Origin of the sequence: Streptomyces himastatinicus ATCC 53653, from assembly GCF_000158915.1 — a bacterium.
Taxonomy (GTDB): Bacteria; Actinomycetota; Actinomycetes; order Streptomycetales; family Streptomycetaceae; genus Streptomyces; species Streptomyces himastatinicus.
Genome location: NZ_GG657754.1, coordinates 10,312,152 through 10,337,184, shown reverse-complemented (window position 1 = coordinate 10,337,184; position 25,033 = coordinate 10,312,152). Strand labels below are relative to the sequence as shown.

Below are 25,033 nucleotides of genomic sequence, written 5' to 3'. Positions count from 1 at the left end.
ACGGCACTTGGCACCGAGTCCTCACCCGGCTCCAGAACCTGGCCGACGCGAAGGTGCGATCACGTGGGACCTGAGCGTCGACTCCACAGTGTGCCGCGCCCATCAGCATGCGGCCAGCGCCCGGAAGCGGGGTGACTCGCAGAAGGAACTTCGCCGTCGAGCACGGCCAGAAGCCCATGTCCCGCGCCTACCTGCGTCGCCGCGGAATCCGCTGCACCATCCCAGACAGGGCCGACCAGGCCCGGAATCGCAGGAAACTCGGCTCCCGCGGTGGCAGCACCTCCACAGGGGGCCTACGCGACCCTGACCACGTACTTGCCCTGGACGCCGCCCGCCTCCAGCGCCCGGTGGGCCGCCGCGGTCTCCTCCAGGGGGAAGACCGTGTCCACCGCGGGGCTCAGCTTTCCCTCGACCACATGGCGGGCGAGGTCGTCGAAGTGCGCCCGCGTGGGGTTGCCGCTGAACAAGCGCACCCGGCCGTGTCCGTGGACCATGCTGGCCGCGACGTAGCCGAGCGACGCAGCGGGCCGTTTCACGTCGAAGGCGATGGTCACCATGCGCCCGCCGGGATTCAGTTGGCGCCGGTAGGCCCGCACATCGGTCCCGACAGTGTCCAATACCACGTCGAAGTCTCCCAGTTCCGCCGACCGCACGGTCCGGTGGTCGACGGCTTTGTGGGCGCCGAGCCCGCGGACGAAGTCGAGGTTGGCTGCACGGGCGAGGGCCGTGACCTCGGCGCCGTACGCCCGTCCGAGCTGGACGGCGGCGTTGCCGACGCCGCCCGCCGCGCCCCGGACGAGGAGTCGTTCACCGGGGCGCAGCCCGGCTTTGTCCCGCAGCGCGGTAATGGCCGTGGTGGCCACCGGCAGCGCGGCGGCTTCCACCAGGTCAAGGCCGTCGGGGAGCCTGCCGACCCGCTCGGCGGGCACGGTCGCGTATTCGGCGGCGCTGCCGAACCCCGAGGTGCGGCCCAAGACCCCCCATACGCGGTCGCCGACCGCGAGCCGTGTGACTCCGGCCCCCATCGCGGCGACCTCGCCGGTGAAGTCCAAGCCGACACGCTTGGGGAATCTCCGGCCGTCCACGAGACGGAGATGGCCGGCACGGGCTGCCAGTTCTCCACCGTTGACGCTGAACGCCTGCACCTTCACCAGAACCTCGCCGACGGTCGGCTCAGGGCGCGGCACGCGGCCCAGGTACAGCACATCGGGGCCGCCGTAGCGGTCGTAGAGCACAGCTTTCATCATGCGGTCGTTCATTGTTCCGCCTTTGCCGCCGGTGGTCGTACAAGGAATTAACACCGACGGTAGGCTCCTAAGTGGACGCAATCGTCCGTTTGGCCCCGAAGCGAGAGGCAGTGATGGTGGAATCCTCTCGGATCGCAGCCCAGGACGGGCTGCGGGCCGACGCCCGACGCAACCGGGAGCGCGTCCTCGCCGCCGCCCGTGCGGTCTTCGCGGAGCACGGGATCGACGCCCCGATGGCGACCGTGGCGCGTCGGGCCGGAGTCGGCGTGGCGACGCTGTACCGGCATTTCCCGACCCGGGACGCCCTGGTGCGGGACGCGTTCGCGCAGCAGATGGACACCTGTGTGCGGGCGCTCACCGAGGCTCTGGCCGCCCCTGACCCGTGGCAGGGATTCCAGCAGCTGATCGAGACGGTCTGCGCTCTGCAACGGGAGGAACGCGGGTTCCCGGCCGCGTTCGTCGCGGCCTTCCCGGAAAGCACGTCGGAACACGCGCAGTCCCGGCAACGAGCCGAGCGGGACTTCACAACTTTGGTACGCAGGGCTCAGGCGTCGGGCGCTCTGCGCGCCGATTTTCACCCTTCCGACCTCGCCGTGGTCCTGTTGGCACACTGCGGTCTGGTGGCCACCCTACCGGGCGACGGTGCAGCGTCCCGGCGTCTGGTGGCCTACCTGCTCCAGTCGTTCCGCGCCGACACGGCCAACGAGCCGCTGCCTCCGCCGACTGCGCTGGCACTGCGCAGTCTCCCGATTGCAGCTGACAGTCCCCAGCGGCAGCGGGCCCCCAGAGCCTGAGCGAAGCGGCATCCACCCACTCCCACACCGACAGCGTCACCTCTCCGGGGCGGGCGATCAGATGCCCATCACGGTCCGACGCACCGCCGGAAAGGGGCTGCCCGCCGCACGGCCGAGCTCCATCAGGGAGATGCGCCCCTCCCTCACCACCAGGTCCGCGCTCCGCGGGTACGCCTTCACGAACGCCCGGCCCTGCCCCGTATCCGCGACCGCGTTATCCGTCTCGGTGCCCAGCGGGAGGATCTCCACCGGCCGATGCCACCGCGCTGGCCCACGCACGCGCCGAATTGATCAACGAAGCGCCGGAAGACCCCTGGTTCGCAGCACTGGAACAGCATCTCGCCGAGGGCTTGGCGAACGGCACGCACATGGCCGCCTTCGTCGTCTACGGACCGGGAGACTGCCTCGCTTCATGCGCCCTCGGTGCGATCCAACAAGGTCTCCCCGGGCCTGGCTACAGTGGCCGTTTTCTTCTGGATCAGCCTGCAGACCACGTCTCCCGTCTGACCGCCCACGTCGCAGACGCACCTCAACGCCGCCACGTTGCTGGGACAGCCGCCCGCCGGGGACTTCCAGCTCAGCGCCCGGGTGAGCGTCGGCTTCTCCTCGACCTTCGATGCCGGGGTCCTGCTGCTGTGGATCGACGAACGTCACTGGGCCAAGCTGCTTCGAGTACTCCCCGCAGGGGCGGCCGCACCACGTGGCACATGATCCGCTTCTTCGTCCTCGACGGCCCCGCCCGCCGGGCCCTGATCAGCTTCGAGGCCCAGTCGCCGACCGGGGAAGGGTGTGCCGTCACGTTCGACGAAGTGCGCTTCACCCAGGACCTCCTCACGAACGTCAGACACACCCAAGTACGCCCGACAAACCTGGCGACGTCCGCTATCGTCCCCGGGATACTGGTCGCCCATGGATGAGGTCAAAGTCGTCGTCGCCCATTCCGAGCGCGCGACTCTGCGCGTCGGTGACGTGTTCTTGAAGGTGGACGCCGATCAGGCTCGCATCGACGGCGAGGTCGAGGCGATGTCCCTCGCGCCGGTCCCGACCCCGGAGGTCCTGTGGCGCAAGCCGCCCGTGCTCGCGATCGCCGCACTCCCGGGGACGACGCTTGGGCGCCTCGGCGGGCCGTCGACCGGGGCGCCGGCGGCGTGGGCCGCGGCGGGCGCCGCCATCCGGAAGCTGCACGAAGCGCCCCTGCCGCCGCGGCCGGGCCGGGCCGGCCGGAGCATCGTCGCGCTGGCGCAGGAACTCGACGACGAGTGCGAGTTGCTCGTGACGAACAGCCTCCTGCCCGCTGACCTGGTCACCCGCAACCGCCAGGTCGCCGAGGCCGCGCTCCGGCCGTGGACTCCGGCGTTCACACACGGCGACCTGCAGATCGCGCACGTCTTCGTCGACGGCGACGAGGTCACCGGCGTCATCGACTGGTCCGAGGCGGGCCAGGGTGATGCCCTGTACGACCTCGCCACCTTCACGCTCGGACACGGGGAGCACCTCGACGACGTCATTGCCGGCTATGGCACCGATATCGACCTCGACGTGATCCACGCGTGGTGGTCGTTGCGAAGCCTGCTGGCAGTTCGCTGGCTGATCGAGCACGGCTTCGACCCCTTCGCGCCCGGCTGTGAGGTCGACGTGCTGAGATCCCGGATGTGAGGCGGCGCGGACCCGGATGCGAACGGGATCTCATCGCCCGCGGCGTCATCCCGGGCGGGCACCTCACCGGTCTGCAAGCCCGGATCCGTACACGTTGTGATGCGGGCCCTGGTGGCGGAGATCCATGAGACGGCCCTGCTGTCCGTCCCGCAGGGGAACCGCTCCTTCACCATCCTCCGGGAGCGGTCGACGCACTCCCCCAGGCCGACGGCTGGGTGGGCCGCACCTCGCCCCTGCACGTCACGGCATCCGGTCGCGCCCTCCTGCTCGACAGCACGAGTGATCAGGTCTGTGATCTCGTCGAGGGTGACCTGGGCGCTCCGCTCCCTCGACGCCTACAGCACCGCGGTCAAGGCCGCGGCGCGGCGGCTCGCCACGGCCCAGACCCGCACCCAACGCCCCTGAGAGCGGCACGTGTCCGCCGCCGCGTTGTCGTGGCGGTCTCTTCCGTGTCGACCAGCGCCCTGACACCCGGCGTGTGACACCCTTCGGTTCAACCTGCACGGGCGCAGCACAACCTGTGCCCGTGCTGTGAGAACAACTTTGATTGTCGCCACAGCATGACGTTGTTCAGCTTCCGTGGCGGTGCGGCGCAACGACCGCGTCACCGCACCCTTGCTTCGAGGAAGGTGAACACTCCCATGAGTCCCCACACGTGCCCGGTATCACCGGCCGCACCACCGGCGTCGAAAGTGCTGTACGGCAAGCAGACGGGAAGCACCCGGATCAGTTCCCCACCGCGCTGGTGCACGGTGGCGGGTTCAGACGGTGGGCGTGGTGCCGCCGTCGATGACGTGTTCGGCGCCGACGATGGCCGAGGCGCGGTCGGAGACGAGGAAGGCGACGAGTTCGGCGACTTCCTCGGGCTGGTTGGGGCGGCCGAGCGGGATGCCTCCCAGGGAGTCCATGAGCCGGCCCAGCGCCGCTTCCTGGGTGATGTCGGCGTCGCGGGCGATCCGGGATACGAGGTCGTCGGCGGCCGAGGTCTGGATGAAGCCGGGTGAGACGGTGTTGACGCGAACGCCGTGGGGGGCGACCTCGTTGGCCAGTCCTTTGCTGTACGTCGTCAGGGCGGCTTTGGCGGCGGCGTAGGCCAGGGTTCCGTTCCACAGCGGCATGCGGCGCTGGATCGAGGTGACGTGCACGATCGCGCCCCTGCCCTTGACGATCATGTACGGGAGGAGGGCCCGGTCCAGGCGGACGGCGGCCAGCAGATTCGTATTCAGCTCCCTGGCCCAGTCGTCCTCGCCCAGCGCCGCGAACCCTCCGGCCGGCGCCTCGGAACCGCCGAGGGTGTTGACCAGGATGTCGACGCCTCCCGCGCGGGCATCCACCTCGGCGGCCACGCGGGCGGCGCCTTCGACCAAGGACAGGTCGGCGGCGATGAAGGTCTTCTCCTCGACGCCGTCGGGGCGGCTGCGGGCTGTGACGAGCACGGTCGCACCGGCCTGGGCCAGGCGTCGGGCGATGGCGGCTCCGGTGCCCTTGGTACCGCCGGTGACCAGAGCGCTTCGCCCTTCAAGGGATTCACTGATGGATGTGGTCACGGTGTGTTCCGTTTCCGGGCGCGGCCACGCGAGACTCCGCTCCCGCCTCGAGTGCTAAATTAGAATCTACTAACTTCGACTTTAGCAGTAACCGAGGGGATGGTCGCCGTGGCAAGCCGGATCAGGCTGGAGGACCGGGAGTGCCCGCTGTCCACGACGGTGCAACACGTCGGCGAGTGGTGGACGCTGCTGATCCTCCACGACGCCTTCGACGGCTACACCCGCTTCGACCAGTTCCAGGAGAGCCTGGGCATCTCCTCCAGCATGCTCACCACCCGGCTGAAGACCCTGGTCGCGGACGGCCTGCTGGAGCGTCGGCCCTACCAGACCAGTCCCGTCCGGCACGAGTACGTCCTGACCGAACTCGGGCGCTCCTTGCGCCCGGTGATCGTCGCCCTGGCGGCGTGGGGCAACTCCCGCCTCACGCAGACGGAGCGCAGCATGATCCTCGTCGATGCGCACAGCGGCGAGGAAGTCGAGCCCGTCGTCGTCGACGCCAAGACCGGCCGCCGACTCGACGACAGCGCCGCCTACGTCTTCACCGCAGGCCCCGCAGCCAGCGACGCGATGCGCATCCGCTACGCGACGCGGCCGGCCGTTCCCGCGGAAAAGGCGTAGGGCTGCCCGGAAGCGCCTCGTACGGCCTTGAGCAGGGCAGGCACCAGCTCGGAGAACACGATGCGGTCGCCCGGAAGGGCGACCGCCATACGATCATACCCAGGTGCCCGAAGCCGCCTAATAGCTGTCGTAGCTGGGCTTACCGTTCGGCCGGTAGACGCCGACGATGGTGCCGCCCTTCGTCGTCGAGACGCTGACCGGCTCCAGCGCAGTGGGGATCGCTCCGTCGGCGAACAGCCGCTTGCCGGTGCCGATGATCACCGGATGGATGGTCAGCCGGTACTCGTCGACGAGACCGTGCCGAATGAGGGTCTGGGCGAGGTCGCCACTGCCCACGACGTTGATGTCGCCGCCGTCGGACGCTTTGAGCTGGCGTACGGCATCGACGATGTCGCCCTCCAGCAGCGTGGAGTTCTGCCACTCGACGGACGTCAGGGTCCGAGACGCCACGTACTTGTGCATGCTGTTCATCCGATGGGTGAACGGGTTGTCCGGGTCGGCGGTCGGCCAGTACGACGCGAAGATCTCGTACGTCTTGCGGCCGAGCAGCATCGCGTCGGAGACCTCGTACCAACCGGCGATGGCCGCGCCGACCTCGTCGTCGGACACCGGCTTCTGCCAGCCGCCGTACTCGAAGCCGCTCTGAGTATCCTCGTCCGGACCGCCCGGCGCCTGCATGACGCCGTCCAGCGTCAGGAACGTGCAAACGATGATCTTGCGCATGGTGCGCTCCCTTCGTTGACGGGTAGACCGCACAACCGCCGGAAACTCATCGGCGGAACTTCCACGGCGCAGCACCAGGGCCGTCGTCTGGATCAGCCCGGCTGTGAAGCGCGGTACCTCTTGGCCGACCCGAGGGGGCTGATCCAAACGACAAGCACCGAAACGCCTCTGTCTCAAGGCCGACCCCTCCAAGCGTCCGGCCCACAGCGGGTCACTCAGCGTGCCCGCGGCACTGCCACCTTGCGGCTCTGCGGCGCATCTTGGCGGCGGCGCTTCGCAGACAGGAGCTTGGGGCCATGGGCTGGACGCAACAATGAGACGCCCGTTCCGCATGCCCGGCGGCGACTCCAGCGAGAGGTCTCGGGGGCAGCTGATCTGGGGTGTGCGACGACCGTTGACCAGCCCGGGGGTGCTGTGAGGGCGGTTCCCGGTCGGGATATTCGCTGGTCGCCGCTTGTTTATGGTGGTCATACTGCCGCGATGGATCCAGTGACCCTTGAAACCGACCATCTGGTGCTGCGGGCCTTCACACCTGCCGACGTGGATGCGGTGTACGAAGCCTGCCAGGACGAGGACATCCAGTTCTACACCCCGGTGCCGGTGCCGTACCGGCGTGCGGACGCGGAGAAGCTCGTCGGCGAGAAGCTGCCCGCTCACTGGGCCGAGGACAGGGACTACACCCTCGGCGCGTTCCGCAAGGACACCGGCGCCCTGGTCGGCTCGTACTGCCTGACCCTCGTCAGCCGCGGCGTCTGGGAGCTGGGTTACTGGGCAGTCAAGGAACAGCGCGGACGCGGGTACTCCGTGGAGGCCGCTCGGGCCCTGTGTGACTGGGGCTGGGCCACCCTCGACGTCCACCGCATCGAGTGGTGGGCCATGACCGGGAACACCGGCTCGCGTGCCGTCGCCGAGAAACTCGGCTTCACCGTCGAAGGGACACTGCGCAATCGCGGCATCGCCAACGATGGCAAGCCGCACGACTGGTGGGTGGGCGGACTGCTGAGGCCCTGATGCCCGGCCGGTGCCGGCTCGCCCGGTGGGGGTCGGGGCTTCGTGATCGGCGTCGCGCCGAGCGGCAGCCTCTCCGGCAAGAAGACGTCTGCTGTGGTCGGGTGCGGGCCGCCCTGGCCGTATACACGACCAGACCGCGATGCGCACCGAGGGTATCGCCGAAGGACTACGCCGCAGCCCACCAGGCGATCGCTTCGTTGGTTTCGGACCGTTCGGCTCGCCGACCGACCGGCCCCACGTCCACCAAACTCGCAAGTGTCGTTACACGCTTCCTGACGCGTCGTCAGCAAAGTGGCATGAGGTCAGCTGCCGTGACGACGATCAGCGGTGGGTCGTCACACCGTGGGTGTGGGTCATCCAACGCCTGGATCCGCTGCCTGCTGATTCTGCGTGCTCCGCGGCCTTCTTGGGCACGGGGTTGAACTGTCACAGGTTGACCATGTGCCCCGCGAGGCCGTGGACGGCCTCCTTGACCGCCTCGCTGAGCGTGGGGTGGGCGTGGATGTTGCGGGCCACCTCGTGGACCGTCAGGTCCCATTGCTGGGCGAGGGTGAGTTCCGGCAGGAGTTCGGTGACCTCGGGGCCGATGAGGTGGCCGCCGAGCAGTTCGCCGTGGCGTCCGTCGCTGATGAGCTTCACGAAACCGCTGGAGTCGCCGAGGCCGTGAGCCTTGCCGTTGGCGGTGAACGGGAAGGTGGCCACCTTGACGTCGAAGCCGCGTTCGCGCGCCTGGGCCTCGGTCCAGCCGAAGCTGGCAATCTGCGGCTGGCAGAAGGTGGCCCGCGGGATCATCACGTAGTCGAGTTCCATGGTCTCCGCGTCGGCGATGGTCTCCGCCGCGACGATGCCCATCGCCTCGGCGGCGTGGGCGAGCATCAGCTTGGCAGTCACGTCGCCGACCGCGAAGATGTGCGGCACGCTGGTGCGGCACCGGCCGTCGACGTCGATGGCGCCCCGGTCGGTCAGCCGGACCCCGGCCCGGTCCAGCCCGTACCCCTGCACCCGCGGCCGGAAGCCGAGCGCCTGGAGGACCCGCCCGGCCTGGAGGGTCTGGCGTTGGCCGCCGGTGGTCACCATGACCTTGACGGCGGCGCCCGTGTCGTTGACCGCCTCGACCCGGGTGGAGGTGAGGATGTTGATGCCGAGCCTGCGGTAGCGGCGGGTCAGCTCGGCGGAGACGTCCTCGTCCTCCAGGGGGACGATCCGGTCCAGGAACTCCACGAGCGTCACCTGCACCCCGTAGCTGTGCATGATGTACGCGAACTCGACGCCGATGGCGCCCGCGCCCGCGATCAGGACGCTGCCGGGCAGGTCCGGTGCGAGGATCTGCTCCTCGTAGGTGACCACCCGCTGGCTGAGCGAGGTGCCGGGCAGCAGATTGGCACCGGCTCCGGTCGCGATGACGCAGTGGTCGAAGGTGAGGGCCTCCACGCGGCCGTCGGAGAGCGTGACCCGCAGCGTATGGGGGTCGGTGAAGGTGCCCCGCCCGTCGTACTGCGTGATCTGGTTCTTCTTCATCAGGTAGTGGATGCCTTTGACCCGGCCGTCCGCGACCTTCCGGCTGCGTTCGTACGCCACCCGGTAGTCGAGGCTCAGCTCGCCGTTCACCCGGATGCCGAAGGTCTGCGCCTCATGGGTGAGCAGATGGGCCAGCTCGGCGTTGCGCAGCAGGGCCTTGGACGGGATGCATCCCACGTTCAGGCAGACGCCGCCCCAGAACCGCTCCTCGACGACGGCCGTGCGCAAGCCCAGCTGCGCGGCGCGGATCGCCGCCACATAGCCGCCCGACCCCGCCCCCAGGACCACGACGTCAAAATGTGCGCTCATGCGTCGCACCTTAGACATTAGAGTCGGGGTATGGCTTCAGACGAGGGGTCCGTTCGGGTCGACAGCTGGATCTGGTCGGTGCGGCTCACCAAGACGCGTTCGCTCGCCGCCTCGGCCTGCCGGGCCGGGCACGTCCGTGTCAACGGGGAGCGCGTCAAGCCCGCGCAGGCGGTGCGGGCGGGTGACGAGGTGCGGCTGCGCCACGCGGGGCGGGAGCGGGTCGTGGTGGTGTCGCGGATCGTGCGCAAGCGGGTCGGGGCGCCGGTGGCCGTGGAGTGCTACGTGGACAACAGCCCGCCTCCGCCGCCGCGGGAGCAGACCGTGCCCATCGGGCTGCGCGACCGTGGTGCGGGCCGCCCGACCAAGCGCGACCGGCGCGATATGGAGCGGCTGCGCGGGCTGTGACACCGAGGGGGGCAGCCCGCCCCGGTCACTCCACGCCGATCCGTACCGGGCCGCCGTGCGCGTCGGCCCGGGCGATCCAGTCGGCGGACAGCTGGAGCGGGCGGCCCGGGGCCACGGTGCGCGGGACGCGCTGCCGGTGCAGCGTACGGCCGTCCTGGCGGACCACGAGCACCGGCCGGGTGAGGAACGCGGCGGTGCGCAGGGTGAAGCGGCCGTACGGCGGGGGCGGCCCGTCCGGGGCGATCCGGCCCGGCGCCACCCAGCGCAGGGGCGCGTCCGCGCGGACCGGCAACGGGGCCCGCGGCCACGGTTCACCGGCCAGATGGCGCAGCACGGGCCCGGCGGCGAACCGGCCGTCCAGCGCGGCCGTGGCGGCCGTCTCGACGGGGTGCAGCAAATTTCCCACGGCGAAGACCCCGGGTTCGCCGGTACGGAACGCGGGGTCGGTCTCCGGCCCCCGGGTGCCGGGGTCGAGGGGGATTCCGGCGCTGCGGGCCAGTTCGTGGTCGGGGATCCAGTCGCCGGTGAACACCACGGTGTCGCAGCCGATGGTCGCGGTCCGGCCGTCCCGGTGCCCGACGCGGACGCCCGTCAGCCGGCCGCGGCCGGTCAGCCCGGTCACGGTGGTGTCGGTGAGCAGCGGAACCTCGTGGCGCAGCCGGGCACCGAGGGCATGTGCCGGGTGGGCCTGGTGGCGGGGCAGCCCGGTGACCATGGCGGCGACCTCGACTCCGGCGCCGCGGAGGGTGTCGACGGCGGAGTAGCCGACGCGTTCGGCGCCCACGACGACGGCCCGGCGGCCGATGCTCTGGTGGTGTACGTGGACGGCTTGCTGGAGCTGCCCGGTGGTGTAGACGCCCGCGGGCCGGGTGCCGGGCACCAGTCGGGCGCTGCGGGGGCGTTCGCGGGCGCCGGTGGCGAGGACCACGGCCCCGGCCGTGATGCGCTCCAGCCCGGTCGGCGCGGTGACGTCCACGGTGCGCGGTCCGGCCCATCCGGTGGCGGTGACGCCGGTGCGCAGGCTGACCCCGGCGCGCAGCGCGGCGGCGATGTGGCGGCGGGCGTACTCGGGGCCGCTGAGCACCCGGTGCAGATCGCGCAGCCCGAATCCGGTGTGGTGGCAGTGGCGGGGGATGCCACCGGCGTGCTGCTCGCGGTCGATGACCTGGACGGTGTCCACTCCGGCCTCGGCCAGCCGGGTGGCGGCGGCGAGTCCGGCGGGTCCGGCGCCGATGACCAGGACGTCCACGGTGCGAGGGGTGCGGTCTGCGGTGGTCATCGGCGGGCCTCCGCCCGTGCGGCGGCGGGGGTGGCGCGGGCCTCGTCGAACTGGGCGCGTACGGCGGCTCCGCAGTAGAAGCCCTGGCAGCGGCCGCTTTGCGCACGGGTGCGGCGTCGCAGTCCGTCGAGTGAGCCCGGGGGCACGGTGGCCCGCAGGGCGTCGCGGATCTCGCCGCGGGTGACGCGCTCGCAGTGGCAGACGACGGTGCCGTAGGCGGGGTCGGCGGCGATGAGGTCGGCGCGCTGGTAGGGGCGGCGGAAGGCCTCGCCGAGGTTCGGCATGCGGGGCGGTTCGAGTTCCCGCGCGGGGCCCGGGTCGAGGCCGCAGTCGGCGAGCAGGTCCCGGACGTGGGCGGCGATGGCCATCGAGGCGGTCAGCCCGGTGGAGCGGATGCCGCCGACGGCCACGTACCGCTGTTCGGGGTGGGCGCGGATCTGGAAGTCGGCGTGTTCGGTGGCGGCGCGCAGCCCCGCGTAGACCGCGGTGACCTCCTCGTCCAGCAGCTCCGGCATGATGCGGGCGCCCTTGTCGAGGAGCAGGGACAGCCCGGCGGCCGAGGAGCCGGTGGCGTGCTTGTCGTCGAGGTCCTCGGCGGTGGGGCCGAGCATGACGTTGCCGAAGACGGTCGGCGACACCAGCACGCCCTTGCCCGCTGCCGTCGGCACCGGCAGCAGGATGTGGCCGACCAGGCCACGGGCGAACTTGTCGAAGACGATGAGCTGGCCGCGCCGCGGAGTGACGCTGAACTCGGTGTGGCCGAGCCGCCGGTCGATCTCGTCCGAATGCAGTCCGGCGGCGTTGACTAGGTGGCGGGCGCGCAACGGGCCACGGTTGGTGGCGATTTCATGGTGACTGCCTGTGGTAATGGCTCCGGCGGTGCAGTTGAGGTGCAGGTCGGCTCCGGCGCGCACCGCCTGGGTGGCGTAGGCGAGGGTGGTCGTCCACGGGCAGATGATGCTCTCGCCGGGGACTTCGAGGGCGCCGAGCGCACCGGGTCCCAGATGCGGTTCGCGCGCGTACACCTCGTCCGCGTCGAGGATCCGGGTGTCGTGGCAGTCGTTGCGTACGGCCTTCTCCGCGAGGGCGGGCAGCGCGGCGAGCTGTTCGGAGTCCCAGGCGACGAGCAGGGCGCCGAGCGGTTCCACCGGGATGCCCGCCTCTGCGGCGAAGGTGTTCAGCCGCCGGTAGCCCTCGCGCACCAGCCGGGCCTCCAGGGTGCCGGGAGTGGCGTCGAAACCGGTGTGCAGGATCGCGGTGTTGGCCTTGGACGTACCGTCACCGACGTCGTCGGAGGCTTCCACGAGGGCGATGCGCAGCCGGTGGGCGGCGAGTTCGCGGGCGATGGCGGTGCCGACCACTCCGGCGCCGATGATGGCCACGTCGTAGACCTCGCCGGGAAGGTCACCCGTGGTCGTTACGGTCATGCTGGGTTCCTTGGCTCCTGGTGGGGTTGCTCAGTGACGGGTCAGCAGCGCGTCCACGGCCGACCGGAATCCGGCCCGGCGCTCGGCGGCCTCGTCCGCGCTGATCCGCGGTGTGTACACGGCGGCAGGTTTCCACTCCGGGACGGCCCTGGCGACCGGCAGCCCGGGGTCCAGTCCCAGCCGGGCGACGGCGCCCACGCCGAGGGCGGTGACATCGGGCAGGGCGGACACTTCGACGGGCAGTTGCAACAGATCGGCCTGGGCCTGCATGAGCAGCGCGGAGCGGGTGAGGCCCCCGTCGGCGCGGAGGGTGGTGAGCGGTGCGCCGAGGTCGGCGGCGGCCGCGTCGGCGATCTCGGCCACCTGCGCGGCGATGCCCTCGCACAGGGCGCGCACCAGATGGCCGGGGGTGGTGTCGAGGCCGAGGCCGGTCACCGAGCCCCGGAGGTCGCCGCGCCACCAGGGGGCGGCGAGTCCGGCAAGGGCCGGTACGAACGTCACTCCCCCGGTGTCCGCCACCGAGCCGCCCACCGGGTCGAGGTCCTGGGGGCCGCCGATCACGCCCATACCGGTGAGCCAGCGCACGGCGGAGGCGGCGGTGTACACCTGCCCGTCGAGGCAGTAGCTGGTGTTTCCGCCGAGCCGCCAGGCCACGCAGCTCACCAGTCCGCTGGTGCCACGGCGGGGCCGCGGCCCGGTCTGGGCGAGCAGGAACGCGCCGGTGCCGTAGGTGCATTTGGCGGCGCCGGGCTCGGTGACGCTCTGGGCCAGCAGGGCGGCCTGCTGGTCGACGAGGAGGCCGGTGAGCGGGATCTCGCCGCCGAAGGCGGTGGTGGTTCCGGCCATGGTGTCCGCGTCGACGACCCTGGGCATCTGCTCGGCCGTCAGGCCGTAGATGTCCAGTGCCTCCGGGGACCAGACGACGCGGTCGAGGTCGAGCAGCCCGGTGCGCCCGGCGGTGGCCGCGTCGGTGACGAACGCTCCGGTGAGCTGGTGGATCAGCCAGACGTCGCTGGTGGTGACGACGCCCTCGCGGGTCTGGTGGCGGCGCAGCCAGGCCATCTTGGGCGCCGCGAAGTACGGGTCGAGGGGCAGCCCGGTGAGTTCGCGCAGGGTGTCGGCGTGTTCACCGAGGTCCGCGCACACCGTCTCCGCCCGCCGGTCCTGCCACACCAGGGCGTCGGTCAGCGGGGCTCCGGTCGCGGGGTCCCACACCAGCACCGTTTCGCCCTGGTTGGCGAGGCCGACCGCCACGACCGGCTCACCGGCCCGCGCGAGGGCCTGGCGTCCGGCGTCGACGACCGAGGCGAGGAGTTCGGCGGGATCGACCTCGACCAGCCCGCCGGCGAGGTGGCGCGGATGGACGGCCACCTCGGCGGAGCCGAGCACACCGCGCTCCGGGCAGAGGACCAGCGCCTTGGTGCCCGAGGTGCCTTGGTCGACGGCGAGCACCGCTCCGGTCGCGGGGCCGGCGGGTGCGTGGTGGGGACGCTCGTCAGGCAGCATGTCCGGTTCTTCGGTGGGGGGCGTTCCGCGTGGGGGCGGTCGTCGGCAGGGCGGCGTTCGGTGGTGGTTCGGCGGTAGTGGGAGATCTTGGCTGAAAGCGTGGTGCAGCGGCGAGGCCGCGTCAAGACCGCATGTCCGGAGTCCGCTTGCTGGACACCGCCCGTGGCCCCGGGCCGGATGCGGACCCTGGCCCCCTTGAGTCATGACGGGATGGCTATAGGATCCCGGGCATCCACTCGTCAGGCCCTGGAATCCGTCGCGCCCGGTCCATCACGCTCCGTCCGAAAGTCATCCGATGCCCGAGGAAGTGTTCCGCCCCGTCTACCACCCCGCGGGCTATGACAGCGGACTGCGCATCGCGCTTCAGGACGTGCGCACGGGCCGTTGGATATCCATGCGCGACCTGCTGGCCGAGACCCCGACCTGGGCCCAGTGGACGCAGCGCACCCAGGTGCTGGCAGCGGTGGCGGCGGGGTCCAACGTGGTGGAGGCGTGGCGGACCGAGGAGCCTCGATGCGTCGCCGCGCTGGTGATGTACACCCGGGTGGTGGTGGAGCGGACGATGCGCGCCCATCGCGACGGGCACCAGCGCACCCACGAGCTGTGGCGGGAGGCGTGGGAGTCCTGCCAGCTGGCCGCGCACAACTCCCCGGCGGACCCGGTCCCCTGGGTGTGTCTGCTGGCGCTCGCCCAGCTCGACAAGGAGCAGCGGCTGCCGGAGCACCGGGCGAACCCGCCGGGGCCGTTGCTCTTCCCCGGCCCGTGGGGGCTGCTGGCGGAGGCCGACCGGCGCGATCCGTACAACCGCGAGGCATACCACCGGATGCTCCAGTTCGTGTACGCACGGCGGGCGGGCGGTTCGCTGGCCGAGGCGGTCAACTTCGTGCAGTGGGTGGTCTCGGGGGCGCCCGAGGGCTCCCCGCTGCACGTACTGCCGCTGTACGTCCACGTCGAGCGGTACCGCGAGGAACGGGGCTACGAGAAGGCCCTGGACCTGCACTGGGCCACCGAGGACGCGGCGCGGGACGTCGACAAGGCGCTGCGCCTGTGGTTCGACCACGCGGAGCGGGAAACCAGCTCGCTGCTGGACCTCAACCATCTGGCGCACGCCCTGTGGGGCGCGCTGCAATTCACCGAAGCGGCCCGGGTCTTCGACGCGCTGGGTCCGTATTTCACCCCACTCCCCTGGGCCTATCGCACGTCCGACGCGAATGACCGCACCCAGGCCGAGGAGATGTTCCTGCGCGCCCGGGTCCGCTGTCTCGCGGGCGCCCGCGGAAACAGACCCGGCTACGACGGCTGAGCCGCCCCCTCATCCCCCGTATCGCCGCCGCTTTCCCCACCTCTGCTGACCGTCCCCGCATTCCCTTTCGGAGGTACGTTCATGTCCACGCCCTGGTCGCGCCCGGTGTCCACACCGCAGCGGGACGAAGAACAGAGACTGCGCGAGCTGGGATATCAGCCGGTGCTGGCCCGCCGCATGGGCGGCTTCGGCAATTTCGCCATCAGCTTCTCCGTCATCTCCATTCTGTCCGGCTGCATGACCCTGTACGGGTTCGGGCTGGACACCGGCGGCCCCTCGGTCATGATGTGGGGCTGGGCCGGTGTGGGGCTGTTCGTCTTGTGCGTGGGCCTGGCGCTCGCGGAGGTCACCAGCGCGTATCCGACCTCGGGCGCCCTTTACTACATGGCCGACCGGCTCGGCGGGCGCGCCTGGGGCTGGTACACCGGCTGGCTCAACCTGCTGGGGCTGCTGGGCGCGATCGCCGGTATCGACTACGGCGCGGCCCAGTTCACCGGAGCGCTCCTCAACTTGCAGTGGGGATTCGAACCCACCCCGGGCTCGACGATGGTGATTTTCGTCTGCATTCTTTTGGTGCATGCCACACTGAATCTCTTCGGAGTGCGATTGGTCAGTCTGCTCAACTCGGTCAGCGTGTGGTGGCACTTGGCGGGAGTCGCGATCATCGTCGGGGCGCTGGCGATCATTCCGTCCCACCATCAGTCGCCGGAATTCGTGTTCACCGAGTTCGTCAACAACACCGGCTGGTCGAATCCCCTTTATGTCACCGCCATCGGCCTGCTGCTCGCCCAGTACACCTTTTCCGGCTACGACGCCTCGGCGCATCTGTCCGAGGAGACCTCCAACGCATCCGTGTCCGCCGCCCGCGGCATCGTGCGCGCCATCTGGGTGTCCTGGGTGGCCGGTTTCGTGCTGCTGGCGGGGCTCACGTTCGCCATCCAGGACTACGCCGGGACGCAGAAGAGCGCCACCGGTGTCCCGCCCGCACAGATCCTCATCGATGCCCTCGGCACCAGCGGCGCCACCGCCATGCTGCTCATCGTCATCACCGCGCAGCTGTTCTGCGGCAACGCGGAGGTGGCCGCGGCCAGCCGGATGGTGTTCGCGTTCAGCCGGGACGGCGCGCTGCCGGGCTCGCGGCTGTGGCAGCGGGTCAGCACCCGTACCCAGACCCCGGTGCTCGCGGTGTGGCTGTCGGTCGGGGTGGCATGTCTGCTGGCGCTGCCGTCCCTGTACTCGGAGACCGCGTACGGCGCCGTGACGGCCATCAACGTCATCGGCATCACGCCCGCCTACGCGATCCCGGTCTTCCTGCGGCTGCGCGCCGGGGACCGGTTCGAAAAGGGGCCGTGGCATCTGGGCCGCTGGAGCAAGCCGATCGGCTGGGTGGCGGTGGTGTGGGTGGCGCTGGTGACGGTGCTGTTCTGCCTGCCGCAGTCCAGCCCGGTGACGGTCGGTTCGATGAACTACGCGTCGATCGCCCTGGCCGCGGTGCTGATCCTGGCCACCGTCTGGTGGTTCGTCGCCCGCCGTTCGTACAACACGCCCTCCGCCTATGGGTCCGCCCGGGAGGAGGCGGAGATCGCCGAGGGCATCGTCTGAGCCGAGGGCTCGTCGGAACCGCGATGCCGCGGGGCCGGGTGTGCAGATACGTTTCTGCGCACCCGGCCCCGTCGTCGTACGCGGCCCGTCGTCGTACGCGGCCCCTAATCCCCGCGCAGCAGCGACGCGACCGGCGGCCGCTCGCGCTTCGCGCCGTACGCGAGGAAGTACGCCGGGGCCCGCTTGAGCCACGGCGCCTTCGTCAGCACCTCCGCCAGCCGCAGCGGCTTCCTGCCGTCGCCGAGCGGTGACCGCCCCTCGAGCAGCGGCGCGATGACCCGGGCGTGGGCGATGCGCTGGAGCGCCTGGGTGCCTGCGGCGGTGGGCCAGCGGCGGCGCTGGACGGCGCGGACGGCGTGCAGGCCCACCGTGCCGTCGCGCAGCGGCCCGGCCAGATGCCGGGCGGCGGCGACGGCGTCCTCGACGGCGAGGTTGATGCCGATGCCGAAGACGGGCGACATGGCGTGCGCCGCGTCGCCGATGCACAGCAGCCCGGGCCGGTGCCAGCGGCGCAGCCGGTCCAGCCGTACGTCCAGCAGCTTCACCTCGTCCCAGGAGCGCAGCTCCGGCTCGCGGTCGCCCATCCACGGGGTGGCGTCCGCGAACGCGGCCAGGAACCGGTCCAGACCGCCCGCGCGGCGGGTGGCGTCGGCGCCCTTGGGGATCAGCACGGCGCACTGCCAGTAGTCACCGCGGTCGATCATGGCGGTCAGGAAGCGGTCGCCGACGTTGCCCACCAGCCCCCTCGGATCGCCTTCCTGCCGCGGCAGCCGGAACCACCAGGCGTCCATCGGGCAGGTGAACTCCCGCAGCCCCAGCTCGGGCAGCTGCCGGGCCAGCGAACCACGGCCGTCGCAGGCCACCGTGAGGGCGGCCCGCAGCTCACCGGCGTCGCCCTCGGCGGTGCGGTAGCGCACCCCGGTGATCCGGCCGCGCTCCTCGATGAAGGAGGTGGCCTCGGTGTTCATCCGCAGATGGAACGACGGCTCCTTCCCGGCCTCGTCCGCCAGCAGGTTCAGCAGATCCCACTGCGGCACCATCGCTACGTAGTTGTACGGGCCCGGCAGCGCGCTCAGATCGCCGACGGTGAACAGCTCCCCGTCCACGCCGATCGGCAGCTGGACCGAGTGGACATGACGCTGCGGCAGCGCGGCGAACCGCTCGGCCAGGCCCAGGTCCTCCAGCAGTGCCAGGGTGCTGGGATGCACGGTGTCGCCGCGGAAGTCGCGGAGGAAGTCGCCGTGTTTCTCCAGGACGGTGACGTCCACGCCCGCCCGGGCCAGCAGCAGCCCGAGGACCATCCCGGCGGGACCGCCGCCCACCACGCAACATGTGGTCCGCTCCATCGATGTGCTCCCTTCGGCGTGCTTCCGGGGCCGCTCCGTATCGATTCCCTCCGGGCGCCCGGCACCGGGCGCGGCAGTCGGGTGAACGTCACGGCTCCGCGATCGCTGAATGGCGATCGGCTTGAGTCTTCCCGGACTTCCGTCCGTATCCCCCGCTGAATGGCGTGGGGCACAAGGAGGTCTGTATGGCAGCCGAAACCGATCCCGACCGGACGGGCGGGCGTCACGTGATCGAGCCGACCGCGATCTTCCGTGCGGGGCCGGATCCGGAGTCCGGCGAGGACGCGGACGGGCCGGTGGAGGAATGGATGGAGGACCTGCATCTGTTCCGGCCCCCGGGGGAAACGGGTGACGTGCCTCCTCCGGAGGCGGACCGGTTCGCCGAGGACGAAACCCAGGAGATCGATCCCGCCCGCGTCTCGGCGTCCGACTCCTGGGGCGCCGCGAACCCGCCGCCCGAGCCCGCTGTCCCGCCGTCCGCGACCGTACGGCGCCATCCCCGCACCGCGGTGCTGATCGTCGCGGGGGTCGGGCTGGGCGTCGCCCTCGCGCTCGTCCTGCTCCTCCCCGGCGGCGCGGCCATCAACGTCGCCTCGCCGGGCGGCGGCCCCACGGCGTCGGATCCCGGCCGTTCGCCGACCGCGTCCGCCGCTCCCACGACGGCGGTCCCCGCGCCGCCGGGGAGCCAGGCCGGTGTGCTGAGCCAGGGGGACAGCGGTCCGCAGGTCTCCGAGCTCCAGACGCGGCTGCTGAAGATTCCCGACGTCTATCGGGACGGACAGGTCAACGGCCGGTACGACCAGACCCTCACCGAGGCCGTGGCCCGCTTCCAGCTGTGGTACGGGATCCGCGGCGACGAGGACGGGGTGTACGGCGATGCCACGCGCCGCGACCTGGAGTCCCGGACCGGCGCCATCACCTGACGGCCGTCGGTCCTCTCGGTTCCGTCGGTTCTATCGGCTCTCTCGGCTCTATCGGCTCTATCGGCTCGCGCCGAAGACCTGGGTCCAGTACGTACCGGCGCGGCTGCCCGTGGCGTAGCCGACGCCTATGTGGGTGAAGGCGGGCTTGAGGATGTTGGCACGGTGGCCGGGGCTGTTCATCCAGCCGCGGACCACCTCCGCCGGGCCGCGCTGCCCGCACGCGATGTTCTCGCCGATACCGCGGTGGGTGGCCCCGGCGGTGGCCGCCCGGTCCCAGGGCTGACGGCCCTCGGGGCTGGTGTGGTCGTAGAAGTCGCGGGCGACCATGTCGTCGCTGTGCGCCTGCGCCGCAGCCGTCAGCCGCGGGTCGGGGGCCAGCGGCGCCAGCCGGGCGGCGGCGCGCTCGGCGTTGGTGAGCGTGATCACCTCGGACGCGAAGCGGCGCAGCCCGTCCGGGGTGAAGGGCTGCGCCCACACCGCCGTCCAGAACACGTCTCCGGCGCCGGATGCCCGGCCGATGCCCACATGGGTGACCGCCGGGTCCCGCAACGGGCCGCGGCGCTCCTCACCGGACAGGCAGTAGTCGACGAACGCGTCCGGGGTGCGCGGCCCGGAGACGAGGTGCTCGGCGACCGTGAGCGGTGCGTAGCCGTGTGCGGCGATCCGGTGGAAGAGCGACGTGCCGTCGGGGCACTCGGCGCCGAGCGCGCCGTGGGCGGCCATGGCCGCCGCATGGGCCTCGGCGGCGCGGATGAGCCGCGGGTCGAGGGTCACGGGTGGTACGCCGTGCCGGGACCGGGCGGCGTTGACGAGCCCGAGGAATCCGTCGTCGCCGGGCGGTGGCGCGGGCGGGTGCTCCGCGGTGCCGTCGTCCGCTACGTCCACGCCGAAGTCGCGCGCCACCCCGGCCAGCCCGTCCGCGTACCCCTGGCGATCGCCCGCACCTTCCACCGGGTGCCGCGCCGGTAGATCTCGGCGAGCAGCAGCACCGTCTCCGCCCCGGGGCGCGGCGGGGCGAAGCGGGCCAGCGGAGCGCCGCCGCCGCTTCCGGTGACGCTCATGACGGGCACGGGCAGCCGCCCCAGCGGGGTGCCGGGGTCGGCGGGGCTGACGACGACGGTGACCCGGCTGGCGCCGGGGCGCAGCTGCCCGGGCCGCACGGTGATGGTGTCTCCGTCGACCCGGGTGCCGGGGGCGGTGGGCTGGTTGAAGAAGACGAAGTCGGCGTCGCCCGCGACCTTTCCGTCGTCGCCGGTGATCAGTGCGGACAGGTCGAAGGGGCCTGGGACGCGGATGGTCAGCGTGCCGTCCGGCAGCGGTTGGTTGACCGCCGGGCACCAACTCGGCCATGGGTCCCCTCCTCGTGCCGTACCCACCAGGCCAACGGCCCGCCCCCGGCGGCGGTTCCCGGGCTGTCCCGGTGTTCCGGGCGGGGGCTTTTCCCCTACCCGCCCCTTCCCGCAACCGAGGCTCCGCCCCGGACCCCGGTCCTCAATCGCCGGACGGGCTGACGCGTGGTCGCCCGGAACAGCAGCTGGCCGCGCACCGCAGCCAGGCCGCGCTGAGCTGCCCGGTAGACGAGGGTCACGACCCGTCGAGTCAGCGCGCCGATGGGCCGGGGCGGCACGATCATCCGGATTCGCAGGTACGGGCACGGCTCAGCGGCCCATCAGCCGCAGCAATCGGGCCTGCCGGGTCTCCCCGGCCGGGGGCGGGGACCCTGGGGCGGCGAAGAAGCGGTGGGTGGTGTCGGCGGAGACGGGCGACTCCGCAAAACCGGCGTAGATCTCGGCGAGGTGGTCCTCGACCCAGGCGACGAGCCCCGGTTCGAGTCCCTCGGGAGCGTCGAGGGCCCGGGCCAGATCCCAGGTGTGAATGAGCGAATCCGTGGTCCGGACGGCGAGGGCCTGATCACCGGTCACCGGGCCGAGGGGGTAGTCCAGGATCTGCTGGAGGGCGCCGGGCCTGCGGAACGCCTCGGCGCAGTCCCGCACCGAGCGGGTGTACGCGCCCACCGGATCGCCGCCCAGGGCGTCCTCGTCCCGGAGCCGGAGGAAATCGGCGGCCGAGCCGCCGTCCAGCAGGGCGATGTAGTTGAGGTTGCCCCGGGTCATGTGGTTGACGAGGTGCCGGACGTCCCATTCCGCGCAGGGGGTGGGCGCCGTCCACTGGTCCGACCGTACCGTGCGCAGCCTGCGGGCGAACTCGGAACCGGAGAGCAGATAGCGGTCGATGATGCCGACGAAGGGGTGAGACATGGCCCCAGCATGCTGGGCACCGGAGGCGGTGTGCTGGCGGGAATCGGCCGCCGAGCTCGTGCCGGGGGCCCGGGCGGGCCGGTGTACGGCCCGCCCGGCGGCGATGGAGGACAGGTCAGGCCGGGGTGGCGATGTACTTGTACTCGAGGAACTCGTCGATGCCGACGCGCCCGCCCTCGCGGCCGAGGCCGGACTGCTTGACGCCGCCGAAGGGGGCGGCCGGGTTGGAGACCAGGCCGGTGTTGAGGCCGACCATGCCGACCTCCAGCCGTTCGCTCACCCGCAGTGAGCGGTTGAGGTCGCGGGTGAAGACGTAGCCCACCAGGCCCCATTCGGTGCTGTTGGCCGTGGCGACGACTTCGTCCTCGTCCTCGAAGGTGAGGACGGCGGCGACCGGGCCGAAGATCTCGGTCTCCATCAGCCGGCTGGCGGGCGAGACGCCGGTGAGCACGGTCGGCGGGTAGAAGCAGCCGGGGCCTTCGGGAGTGCTGCCGCCGACCAGGACCTCGGCGCCGCGCGCGACGGCGTCGGCGACCAGTTCCTCGACCTTGCCGCGGCCCGTCCGGTCGATCAGCGGGCCGACGTCGACGCCGGGGCGGCTGCCGGGGCCGACCTCGAGGGCGCCCATGCGCCGGGCGAGGCGGTCGGCGAAGTCGGCGGCGACGGAGGAGTGGACGAAGAAGCGGTTGGCGGCGGTGCAGGCCTCGCCCATGTTGCGCATCTTGGCGGTCATGGCGCCCTCGACCGCGACGTCGAGGTCCGCGTCGTCGAAGACGATGAAGGGGGCGTTGCCGCCGAGCTCCATGGAGGTGCGGACCACGGCGGGCGCGCACTGGCCGAGCAGGACGCGGCCGACCTGGGTGGAGCCGGTGAAGGACAGCTTGCGGATGTGGCCGCCGGTCAGCAGTGGTTCGACGACCTCACCGGCCCGGGAGGTGGTGACGACGTTGAGCACCCCGGCGGGCAGCCCGGCTTCCTCCAGGATGCCCGCGAGGGCGAGCGAGGACAGGGGTGTCTGCGGGGCGGGCTTGAGCACCATGGTGCAGCCGGCGGCGATCGCCGGGCCGATCTTGCGGGTGCCCATGGCCAGCGGGAAGTTCCACGGGGTGACGAGGAGACAGGGGCCGACGGGGCGGCGCATGAGCAGCATGCGGTTCTTGCCGTCGGGCATGGTGGCGTATCCGCCGTCGATGCGGACGGCCTCTTCGGAGAACCAGCGGAAGAACTCGGCGGCGTACGCGGCCTCGCCGCGCGCCTCGGCCAGCGGCTTGCCCATCTCGGCCGTCATCAGGGCGGCGAGCGCGTCGGCGCGCTCCATGATGAGTTCGTAGGCGCGGCGCAAGATCTCACTGCGGGCGCGGGGCGCGGTGGCGGCCCACTTCTCCTGGGCGTCCAGGGCGGCGTCGAGCGCGCGCTGTCCGTCGGCGGGGCTGGCGTCGGCGACCTCGCACAGCACCTCGCCGGTGGCCGGGTCGTCGACCGGCATGGTCAGGCCGCCGGCCGCGTCGGACCACGATCCGGCGATGTACAGCTTCTTGGGCACCGTCGCGAGGACGTCGCCCGCTGCGGGGAACGAAGGGGTGGGCTGGGCAGACATGGCGGCATTCTCCTTCTGTGGCCGCCGCCCGCGCAGGTGGCGGGCGGCGGCCGGGGTTCCCGAGGGTGATGGGCGGCGCGGCCGCTGAGGGGCGGCGCGCGGCCGCGTCAGGCCGTGCCGGAGGTACCGGCGCTCACGGCGGCGGACCAGGCGCGCAGTCCCTCGTCGATCGCCGCTTCGTCGACGACCAGCGCGGGGATCATCCGGACCACATGGTTCCAGGCGCCGCACAGGAGCAGCAACAGTCCCTCGTCCACGGCGGCGCGCTGCACGCGGCCCGCGGTCGCCGGGTCGGGTTCGCCGTCCTCGGTGACGAATTCGCTGGCCAGCATGAGGCCGAGGCCGCGTACGTCGCCGATGGCGGGGGTCTTCGCGGCGACGTCCTCCAGGCCGGAGCGCAGCCGGGCGCCCATGGCGTCGGCGTTGGCGACGAGGTTCTCCTCGCGTACGACGTCGAGGGTGGCCGCGGCGGCGGCGCAGGCGACCGCGTTGGCGCCGTAGGTGCCGCCCTGGGAGCCGGGCCAGGCCTTGGCCATCAGTTCCTCGGAGGCGGCGATGCCGGACAGCGGGAAGCCGCTGGCCAGGCCCTTGGCGGTGATCAGGATGTCGGGGCGGACCCCGAAGTGGTCATGGCCCCAGAACCGCCCGGTGCGGCCGACGCCGGTCTGGACCTCGTCCAGGATGAGCAGGAAGCCATGGCGGTCGGCCCGCTCGCGCAGCCCCTGGAGGAAGCCCTCGGTGGCGGGTACGTAGCCGCCCTCGCCCAGCACCGGCTCGACGATGATCGCCGCGGTGTCGTCGGGCGAGGAGATGGTCTGGAGGACGTAGTCCAGTTCCTTCAGCGCGAACCGGGTCGCGGTCTCCTCGTCCCAGCCGTACCGGTAGGCGGTGGGGAACGGGGTCACGATGGCGCCGCTCATCAGGGGCGAGAAGCCGGAGCGGAAGCGGGTCCCGGAGGTGGTCATGGACGCGGCGGCGACGGTGCGGCCGTGGAAGCCGCCGTGGCAGACCAGGACGTTCGGGCGGCCGGTGGCCTGGCGGGCGAGGCGCAGCGCGGACTCGACGGCCTCGGAGCCGGAGTTGTTGAAGAACAGGCTGTCGAGGCCCTCGGGCAGCACCTCGCCGAGCTTGGCGGTCAGCCGCTGGAGCGGCTTGTGCATGACGGTCGTGTACTGACCGTGGATGAGGGTGCCGACCTGCTCCTGGGCGGCGGCGACGACCTTCGGGTGGCAGTGCCCGGTGCTGGTGACGCCGATGCCCGCGGTGAAGTCCAGATAGCGCCGTCCGTCCTCGCCGTGGAGGTAGGCCCCCTCTCCGCGGACGGCGACCACCGGAGTGGCTTGGCGGAGCTGCGGCGACAGATTGGTCATGATCTCTCCCAACACCCACGGAACGGCGGTGGACCGGACTGCTTCGGGCTTATACGAGCGTGCGGGAGCGGACCGGGGAAAGACAATGATCATTGTGTCGCGGGCAGCTGATCGGGATGGACGTTGTGTCAACCGGAACCGGGTGGACACTTTGTCAAGGAGACCCGTGACCGATGGTTGCGCCCGGTCGGCCGGCTTGCCAGAGTGGCCTGCATGAACGGCTCCGCTCCGCTCACCCTCGGCGACGCGCTGCGGCTGCCGGTGCTGGCCGCCGGGCAACCGGAGGTGGTGTCCGGCCATGATCAGCTGTCCCGTCCGGTCCGCTGGGTCCACATCACCGAACTGCTCGACCCGGCGTCCTTCCTCAAGGGCGGGGAGCTGGTCCTCACCACCGGGATGCCGCTGCCCGAGGACCCCGCGCTGGTGCGCCGGTACGTGGAGGAGCTGGCGGACATCGGTGCCGCGGGCCTGGTCATCGAGCTGGTCCGGCGGTACCACGAGCCGCCGTCGGAGCTGGTGGACGCCTGCCGGGCGCGGGATTTCCCGCTCGTTCTGCTGTCCCGGAACGTGAACTTCGTGGAGGTCACCCAGATC

General features: G+C 71.5%; 23 protein-coding genes and 2 pseudogenes. 12 read left to right on the top strand and 13 right to left on the bottom strand.

The window, feature by feature from the left end; genetic code table 11:
- Window positions 1-64: 64 nt before the first annotated feature.
- Window positions 65-133 (top strand): annotated as a pseudogene (locus SSOG_RS58805) (transposase); the annotation flags it as partial.
- A 160-nt stretch (window positions 134-293) separates the two neighbouring features.
- Here the strand turns inward: SSOG_RS58805 and SSOG_RS43455 are convergent.
- The gene (locus SSOG_RS43455) at window positions 294-1,259 is read right to left on the bottom strand and encodes an NAD(P)-dependent alcohol dehydrogenase (protein ID WP_039940166.1); all 966 of its coding nucleotides are present in this window, start codon (window positions 1,257-1,259) and stop codon (window positions 294-296) included.
- Between the two features lie 101 nt (window positions 1,260-1,360).
- On the opposite strand from SSOG_RS43455, the gene SSOG_RS43450 reads away from it, so the two are divergent.
- Window positions 1,361-2,041: a TetR/AcrR family transcriptional regulator gene (locus SSOG_RS43450; RefSeq protein ID WP_009720694.1), complete on the top strand. Its 681-nt coding sequence runs from the start codon at window positions 1,361-1,363 to the stop codon at window positions 2,039-2,041.
- 57 nt (window positions 2,042-2,098) lie between these two features.
- Here the strand turns inward: SSOG_RS43450 and SSOG_RS43445 are convergent, their stop codons facing one another.
- Window positions 2,099-2,290 (bottom strand): hypothetical protein, encoded by a 192-nt coding sequence (locus tag SSOG_RS43445; protein WP_009720693.1) that lies wholly within the window; start codon window positions 2,288-2,290, stop codon window positions 2,099-2,101.
- 294 nt (window positions 2,291-2,584) lie between these two features.
- Between SSOG_RS43445 and SSOG_RS55230 the strand changes: the two genes are divergently transcribed.
- The 3 genes from SSOG_RS55230 to SSOG_RS43435 are packed head-to-tail and all read left to right on the top strand — an operon-like array spanning window position 2,585 to window position 3,697.
- Window positions 2,585-2,752, top strand: coding sequence for a DUF1349 domain-containing protein (locus SSOG_RS55230; protein WP_208867453.1), 168 nt, complete (start codon window positions 2,585-2,587; stop codon window positions 2,750-2,752).
- Window positions 2,749-2,958, top strand: coding sequence for a DUF1349 domain-containing protein (locus SSOG_RS55225; RefSeq protein ID WP_009720692.1), 210 nt, complete (start codon window positions 2,749-2,751; stop codon window positions 2,956-2,958). Before SSOG_RS55230 ends, SSOG_RS55225 begins: the two co-directional genes overlap by 4 nt.
- On the top strand, window positions 2,951-3,697 hold the full coding sequence (locus tag SSOG_RS43435; RefSeq protein ID WP_009720691.1) for a phosphotransferase family protein: 747 nt from the start codon (window positions 2,951-2,953) through the stop codon (window positions 3,695-3,697). The genes SSOG_RS55225 and SSOG_RS43435 overlap by 8 nt, the downstream gene beginning before the upstream one ends.
- 761 nt (window positions 3,698-4,458) lie before the next feature.
- Here SSOG_RS43435 and SSOG_RS43430 read toward each other — a convergent pair.
- Window positions 4,459-5,244, bottom strand: coding sequence for an SDR family oxidoreductase (locus SSOG_RS43430; protein WP_009720689.1), 786 nt, complete (start codon window positions 5,242-5,244; stop codon window positions 4,459-4,461).
- A 99-nt stretch (window positions 5,245-5,343) separates the two neighbouring features.
- Here SSOG_RS43430 and SSOG_RS43425 point away from each other — a divergent pair, with 99 nt between their 5' ends.
- Window positions 5,344-5,862: a winged helix-turn-helix transcriptional regulator gene (locus tag SSOG_RS43425; protein WP_208867452.1), complete on the top strand. Its 519-nt coding sequence runs from the start codon at window positions 5,344-5,346 to the stop codon at window positions 5,860-5,862.
- Between the two features lie 117 nt (window positions 5,863-5,979).
- Here the strand turns inward: SSOG_RS43425 and SSOG_RS43420 are convergent, their stop codons facing one another.
- Window positions 5,980-6,585 carry a dihydrofolate reductase family protein gene (locus tag SSOG_RS43420; RefSeq protein WP_039940164.1) on the bottom strand — a complete coding sequence of 202 codons (606 nt, stop codon included), beginning with the start codon at window positions 6,583-6,585 and terminating at the stop codon, window positions 5,980-5,982.
- Between the two features lie 480 nt (window positions 6,586-7,065).
- On the opposite strand from SSOG_RS43420, the gene SSOG_RS43415 reads away from it, so the two are divergent.
- The gene (locus tag SSOG_RS43415; RefSeq protein ID WP_039940162.1) at window positions 7,066-7,596 is read left to right on the top strand and encodes a GNAT family N-acetyltransferase; all 531 of its coding nucleotides are present in this window, start codon (window positions 7,066-7,068) and stop codon (window positions 7,594-7,596) included.
- 426 nt (window positions 7,597-8,022) lie between these two features.
- Here SSOG_RS43415 and lpdA read toward each other — a convergent pair whose 3' ends face one another.
- The gene (lpdA, locus tag SSOG_RS43410) at window positions 8,023-9,423 is read right to left on the bottom strand and encodes a dihydrolipoyl dehydrogenase (RefSeq protein WP_039940161.1); all 1,401 of its coding nucleotides are present in this window, start codon (window positions 9,421-9,423) and stop codon (window positions 8,023-8,025) included.
- Window positions 9,424-9,453: 30 nt separating this feature from the next.
- Here lpdA and SSOG_RS43405 point away from each other — a divergent pair, with 30 nt between their 5' ends.
- Complete coding sequence (locus SSOG_RS43405) at window positions 9,454-9,828, top strand: RNA-binding S4 domain-containing protein (protein ID WP_009720684.1); 375 nt, start codon at window positions 9,454-9,456, stop codon at window positions 9,826-9,828.
- 25 nt (window positions 9,829-9,853) lie between these two features.
- Here SSOG_RS43405 and SSOG_RS43400 read toward each other — a convergent pair whose 3' ends face one another.
- The 3 genes from SSOG_RS43400 to SSOG_RS43390 are packed head-to-tail and all read right to left on the bottom strand — an operon-like array spanning window position 9,854 to window position 14,040.
- Window positions 9,854-11,107 (bottom strand): NAD(P)/FAD-dependent oxidoreductase, encoded by a 1,254-nt coding sequence (locus tag SSOG_RS43400; protein ID WP_009720683.1) that lies wholly within the window; start codon window positions 11,105-11,107, stop codon window positions 9,854-9,856.
- The gene (locus SSOG_RS43395) at window positions 11,104-12,534 is read right to left on the bottom strand and encodes an NAD(P)/FAD-dependent oxidoreductase (protein ID WP_009720682.1); all 1,431 of its coding nucleotides are present in this window, start codon (window positions 12,532-12,534) and stop codon (window positions 11,104-11,106) included. Before SSOG_RS43395 ends, SSOG_RS43400 begins: the two co-directional genes overlap by 4 nt.
- Window positions 12,535-12,564: 30 nt before the next feature.
- A complete protein-coding gene (locus SSOG_RS43390; RefSeq protein WP_050800192.1) occupies window positions 12,565-14,040 on the bottom strand; it encodes an FGGY family carbohydrate kinase in 1,476 nt (491 codons plus the stop codon).
- Between the two features lie 295 nt (window positions 14,041-14,335).
- Here SSOG_RS43390 and SSOG_RS43385 point away from each other — a divergent pair, with 295 nt between their 5' ends.
- Together SSOG_RS43385 and SSOG_RS43380 are read left to right on the top strand one after the other, a co-directional pair.
- Entirely contained in the window at window positions 14,336-15,343 is a 1,008-nt protein-coding gene (locus SSOG_RS43385; protein WP_009720680.1) for a hypothetical protein, read from the top strand.
- A gap of 81 nt (window positions 15,344-15,424) precedes the next feature.
- Window positions 15,425-16,945: an amino acid permease gene (locus SSOG_RS43380; protein ID WP_009720679.1), complete on the top strand. Its 1,521-nt coding sequence runs from the start codon at window positions 15,425-15,427 to the stop codon at window positions 16,943-16,945.
- A gap of 104 nt (window positions 16,946-17,049) precedes the next feature.
- Here SSOG_RS43380 and SSOG_RS43375 read toward each other — a convergent pair whose 3' ends face one another.
- Window positions 17,050-18,291: an FAD-dependent oxidoreductase gene (locus tag SSOG_RS43375; protein WP_009720678.1), complete on the bottom strand. Its 1,242-nt coding sequence runs from the start codon at window positions 18,289-18,291 to the stop codon at window positions 17,050-17,052.
- Between the two features lie 185 nt (window positions 18,292-18,476).
- On the opposite strand from SSOG_RS43375, the gene SSOG_RS50625 reads away from it, so the two are divergent.
- Window positions 18,477-19,214 carry a peptidoglycan-binding domain-containing protein gene (locus SSOG_RS50625; protein ID WP_245606519.1) on the top strand — a complete coding sequence of 246 codons (738 nt, stop codon included), beginning with the start codon at window positions 18,477-18,479 and terminating at the stop codon, window positions 19,212-19,214.
- A 57-nt stretch (window positions 19,215-19,271) separates the two neighbouring features.
- Here SSOG_RS50625 and SSOG_RS43365 read toward each other — a convergent pair.
- The 4 genes and pseudogenes from SSOG_RS43365 to SSOG_RS43350 all read right to left on the bottom strand — a co-directional run bounded on the left by SSOG_RS43365 (window position 19,272) and on the right by SSOG_RS43350 (window position 24,439).
- Window positions 19,272-20,564: pseudogene (locus tag SSOG_RS43365) on the bottom strand (CAP domain-containing protein).
- Window positions 20,565-20,872: 308 nt separating this feature from the next.
- Window positions 20,873-21,472 carry a TIGR03086 family metal-binding protein gene (locus SSOG_RS43360; RefSeq protein WP_039940158.1) on the bottom strand — a complete coding sequence of 200 codons (600 nt, stop codon included), beginning with the start codon at window positions 21,470-21,472 and terminating at the stop codon, window positions 20,873-20,875.
- A gap of 115 nt (window positions 21,473-21,587) precedes the next feature.
- Window positions 21,588-23,069 (bottom strand): NAD-dependent succinate-semialdehyde dehydrogenase, encoded by a 1,482-nt coding sequence (locus SSOG_RS43355; RefSeq protein WP_050800191.1) that lies wholly within the window; start codon window positions 23,067-23,069, stop codon window positions 21,588-21,590.
- Between the two features lie 107 nt (window positions 23,070-23,176).
- The gene (locus tag SSOG_RS43350) at window positions 23,177-24,439 is read right to left on the bottom strand and encodes an aspartate aminotransferase family protein (protein ID WP_009720673.1); all 1,263 of its coding nucleotides are present in this window, start codon (window positions 24,437-24,439) and stop codon (window positions 23,177-23,179) included.
- A gap of 213 nt (window positions 24,440-24,652) precedes the next feature.
- Here SSOG_RS43350 and SSOG_RS43345 point away from each other — a divergent pair.
- Window positions 24,653-25,033 (top strand): PucR family transcriptional regulator ligand-binding domain-containing protein (locus SSOG_RS43345; protein ID WP_039940156.1); only part of this gene is annotated, 381 nt, incomplete at its 3' end.

Excerpts from the sequence above, each read along its gene's own strand:
- SSOG_RS43355 (WP_050800191.1), bottom strand. The coding sequence starts at position 23,069 with ATGTCTGCCCAGCCCACCCCTTCGTTCCCCGCAGCGGGCGACGTCCTC.
- SSOG_RS43390 (WP_050800192.1), bottom strand. The coding sequence starts at position 14,040 with ATGCTGCCTGACGAGCGTCCCCACCACGCACCCGCCGGCCCCGCGACC.
- SSOG_RS43395 (WP_009720682.1), bottom strand. The coding sequence starts at position 12,534 with ATGACCGTAACGACCACGGGTGACCTTCCCGGCGAGGTCTACGACGTG.
- SSOG_RS43420 (WP_039940164.1), bottom strand. The coding sequence starts at position 6,585 with ATGCGCAAGATCATCGTTTGCACGTTCCTGACGCTGGACGGCGTCATG.
- SSOG_RS43375 (WP_009720678.1), bottom strand. The coding sequence starts at position 18,291 with ATGGAGCGGACCACATGTTGCGTGGTGGGCGGCGGTCCCGCCGGGATG.
- SSOG_RS43385 (WP_009720680.1), top strand. The coding sequence starts at position 14,336 with ATGCCCGAGGAAGTGTTCCGCCCCGTCTACCACCCCGCGGGCTATGAC.
- SSOG_RS43455 (WP_039940166.1), bottom strand. The coding sequence starts at position 1,259 with ATGAACGACCGCATGATGAAAGCTGTGCTCTACGACCGCTACGGCGGC.
- SSOG_RS43380 (WP_009720679.1), top strand. The coding sequence starts at position 15,425 with ATGTCCACGCCCTGGTCGCGCCCGGTGTCCACACCGCAGCGGGACGAA.
- SSOG_RS43405 (WP_009720684.1), top strand. The coding sequence starts at position 9,454 with ATGGCTTCAGACGAGGGGTCCGTTCGGGTCGACAGCTGGATCTGGTCG.
- SSOG_RS43360 (WP_039940158.1), bottom strand. The coding sequence starts at position 21,472 with ATGTCTCACCCCTTCGTCGGCATCATCGACCGCTATCTGCTCTCCGGT.
- SSOG_RS50625 (WP_245606519.1), top strand. The coding sequence starts at position 18,477 with ATGGCAGCCGAAACCGATCCCGACCGGACGGGCGGGCGTCACGTGATC.
- SSOG_RS43400 (WP_009720683.1), bottom strand. The coding sequence starts at position 11,107 with ATGACCACCGCAGACCGCACCCCTCGCACCGTGGACGTCCTGGTCATC.
- SSOG_RS55225 (WP_009720692.1), top strand. The coding sequence starts at position 2,749 with ATGATCCGCTTCTTCGTCCTCGACGGCCCCGCCCGCCGGGCCCTGATC.
- SSOG_RS43350 (WP_009720673.1), bottom strand. The coding sequence starts at position 24,439 with ATGACCAATCTGTCGCCGCAGCTCCGCCAAGCCACTCCGGTGGTCGCC.
- lpdA (WP_039940161.1), bottom strand. The coding sequence starts at position 9,423 with ATGAGCGCACATTTTGACGTCGTGGTCCTGGGGGCGGGGTCGGGCGGC.
- SSOG_RS43450 (WP_009720694.1), top strand. The coding sequence starts at position 1,361 with ATGGTGGAATCCTCTCGGATCGCAGCCCAGGACGGGCTGCGGGCCGAC.
- SSOG_RS43435 (WP_009720691.1), top strand. The coding sequence starts at position 2,951 with ATGGATGAGGTCAAAGTCGTCGTCGCCCATTCCGAGCGCGCGACTCTG.
- SSOG_RS43415 (WP_039940162.1), top strand. The coding sequence starts at position 7,066 with ATGGATCCAGTGACCCTTGAAACCGACCATCTGGTGCTGCGGGCCTTC.
- SSOG_RS43425 (WP_208867452.1), top strand. The coding sequence starts at position 5,344 with ATGGTCGCCGTGGCAAGCCGGATCAGGCTGGAGGACCGGGAGTGCCCG.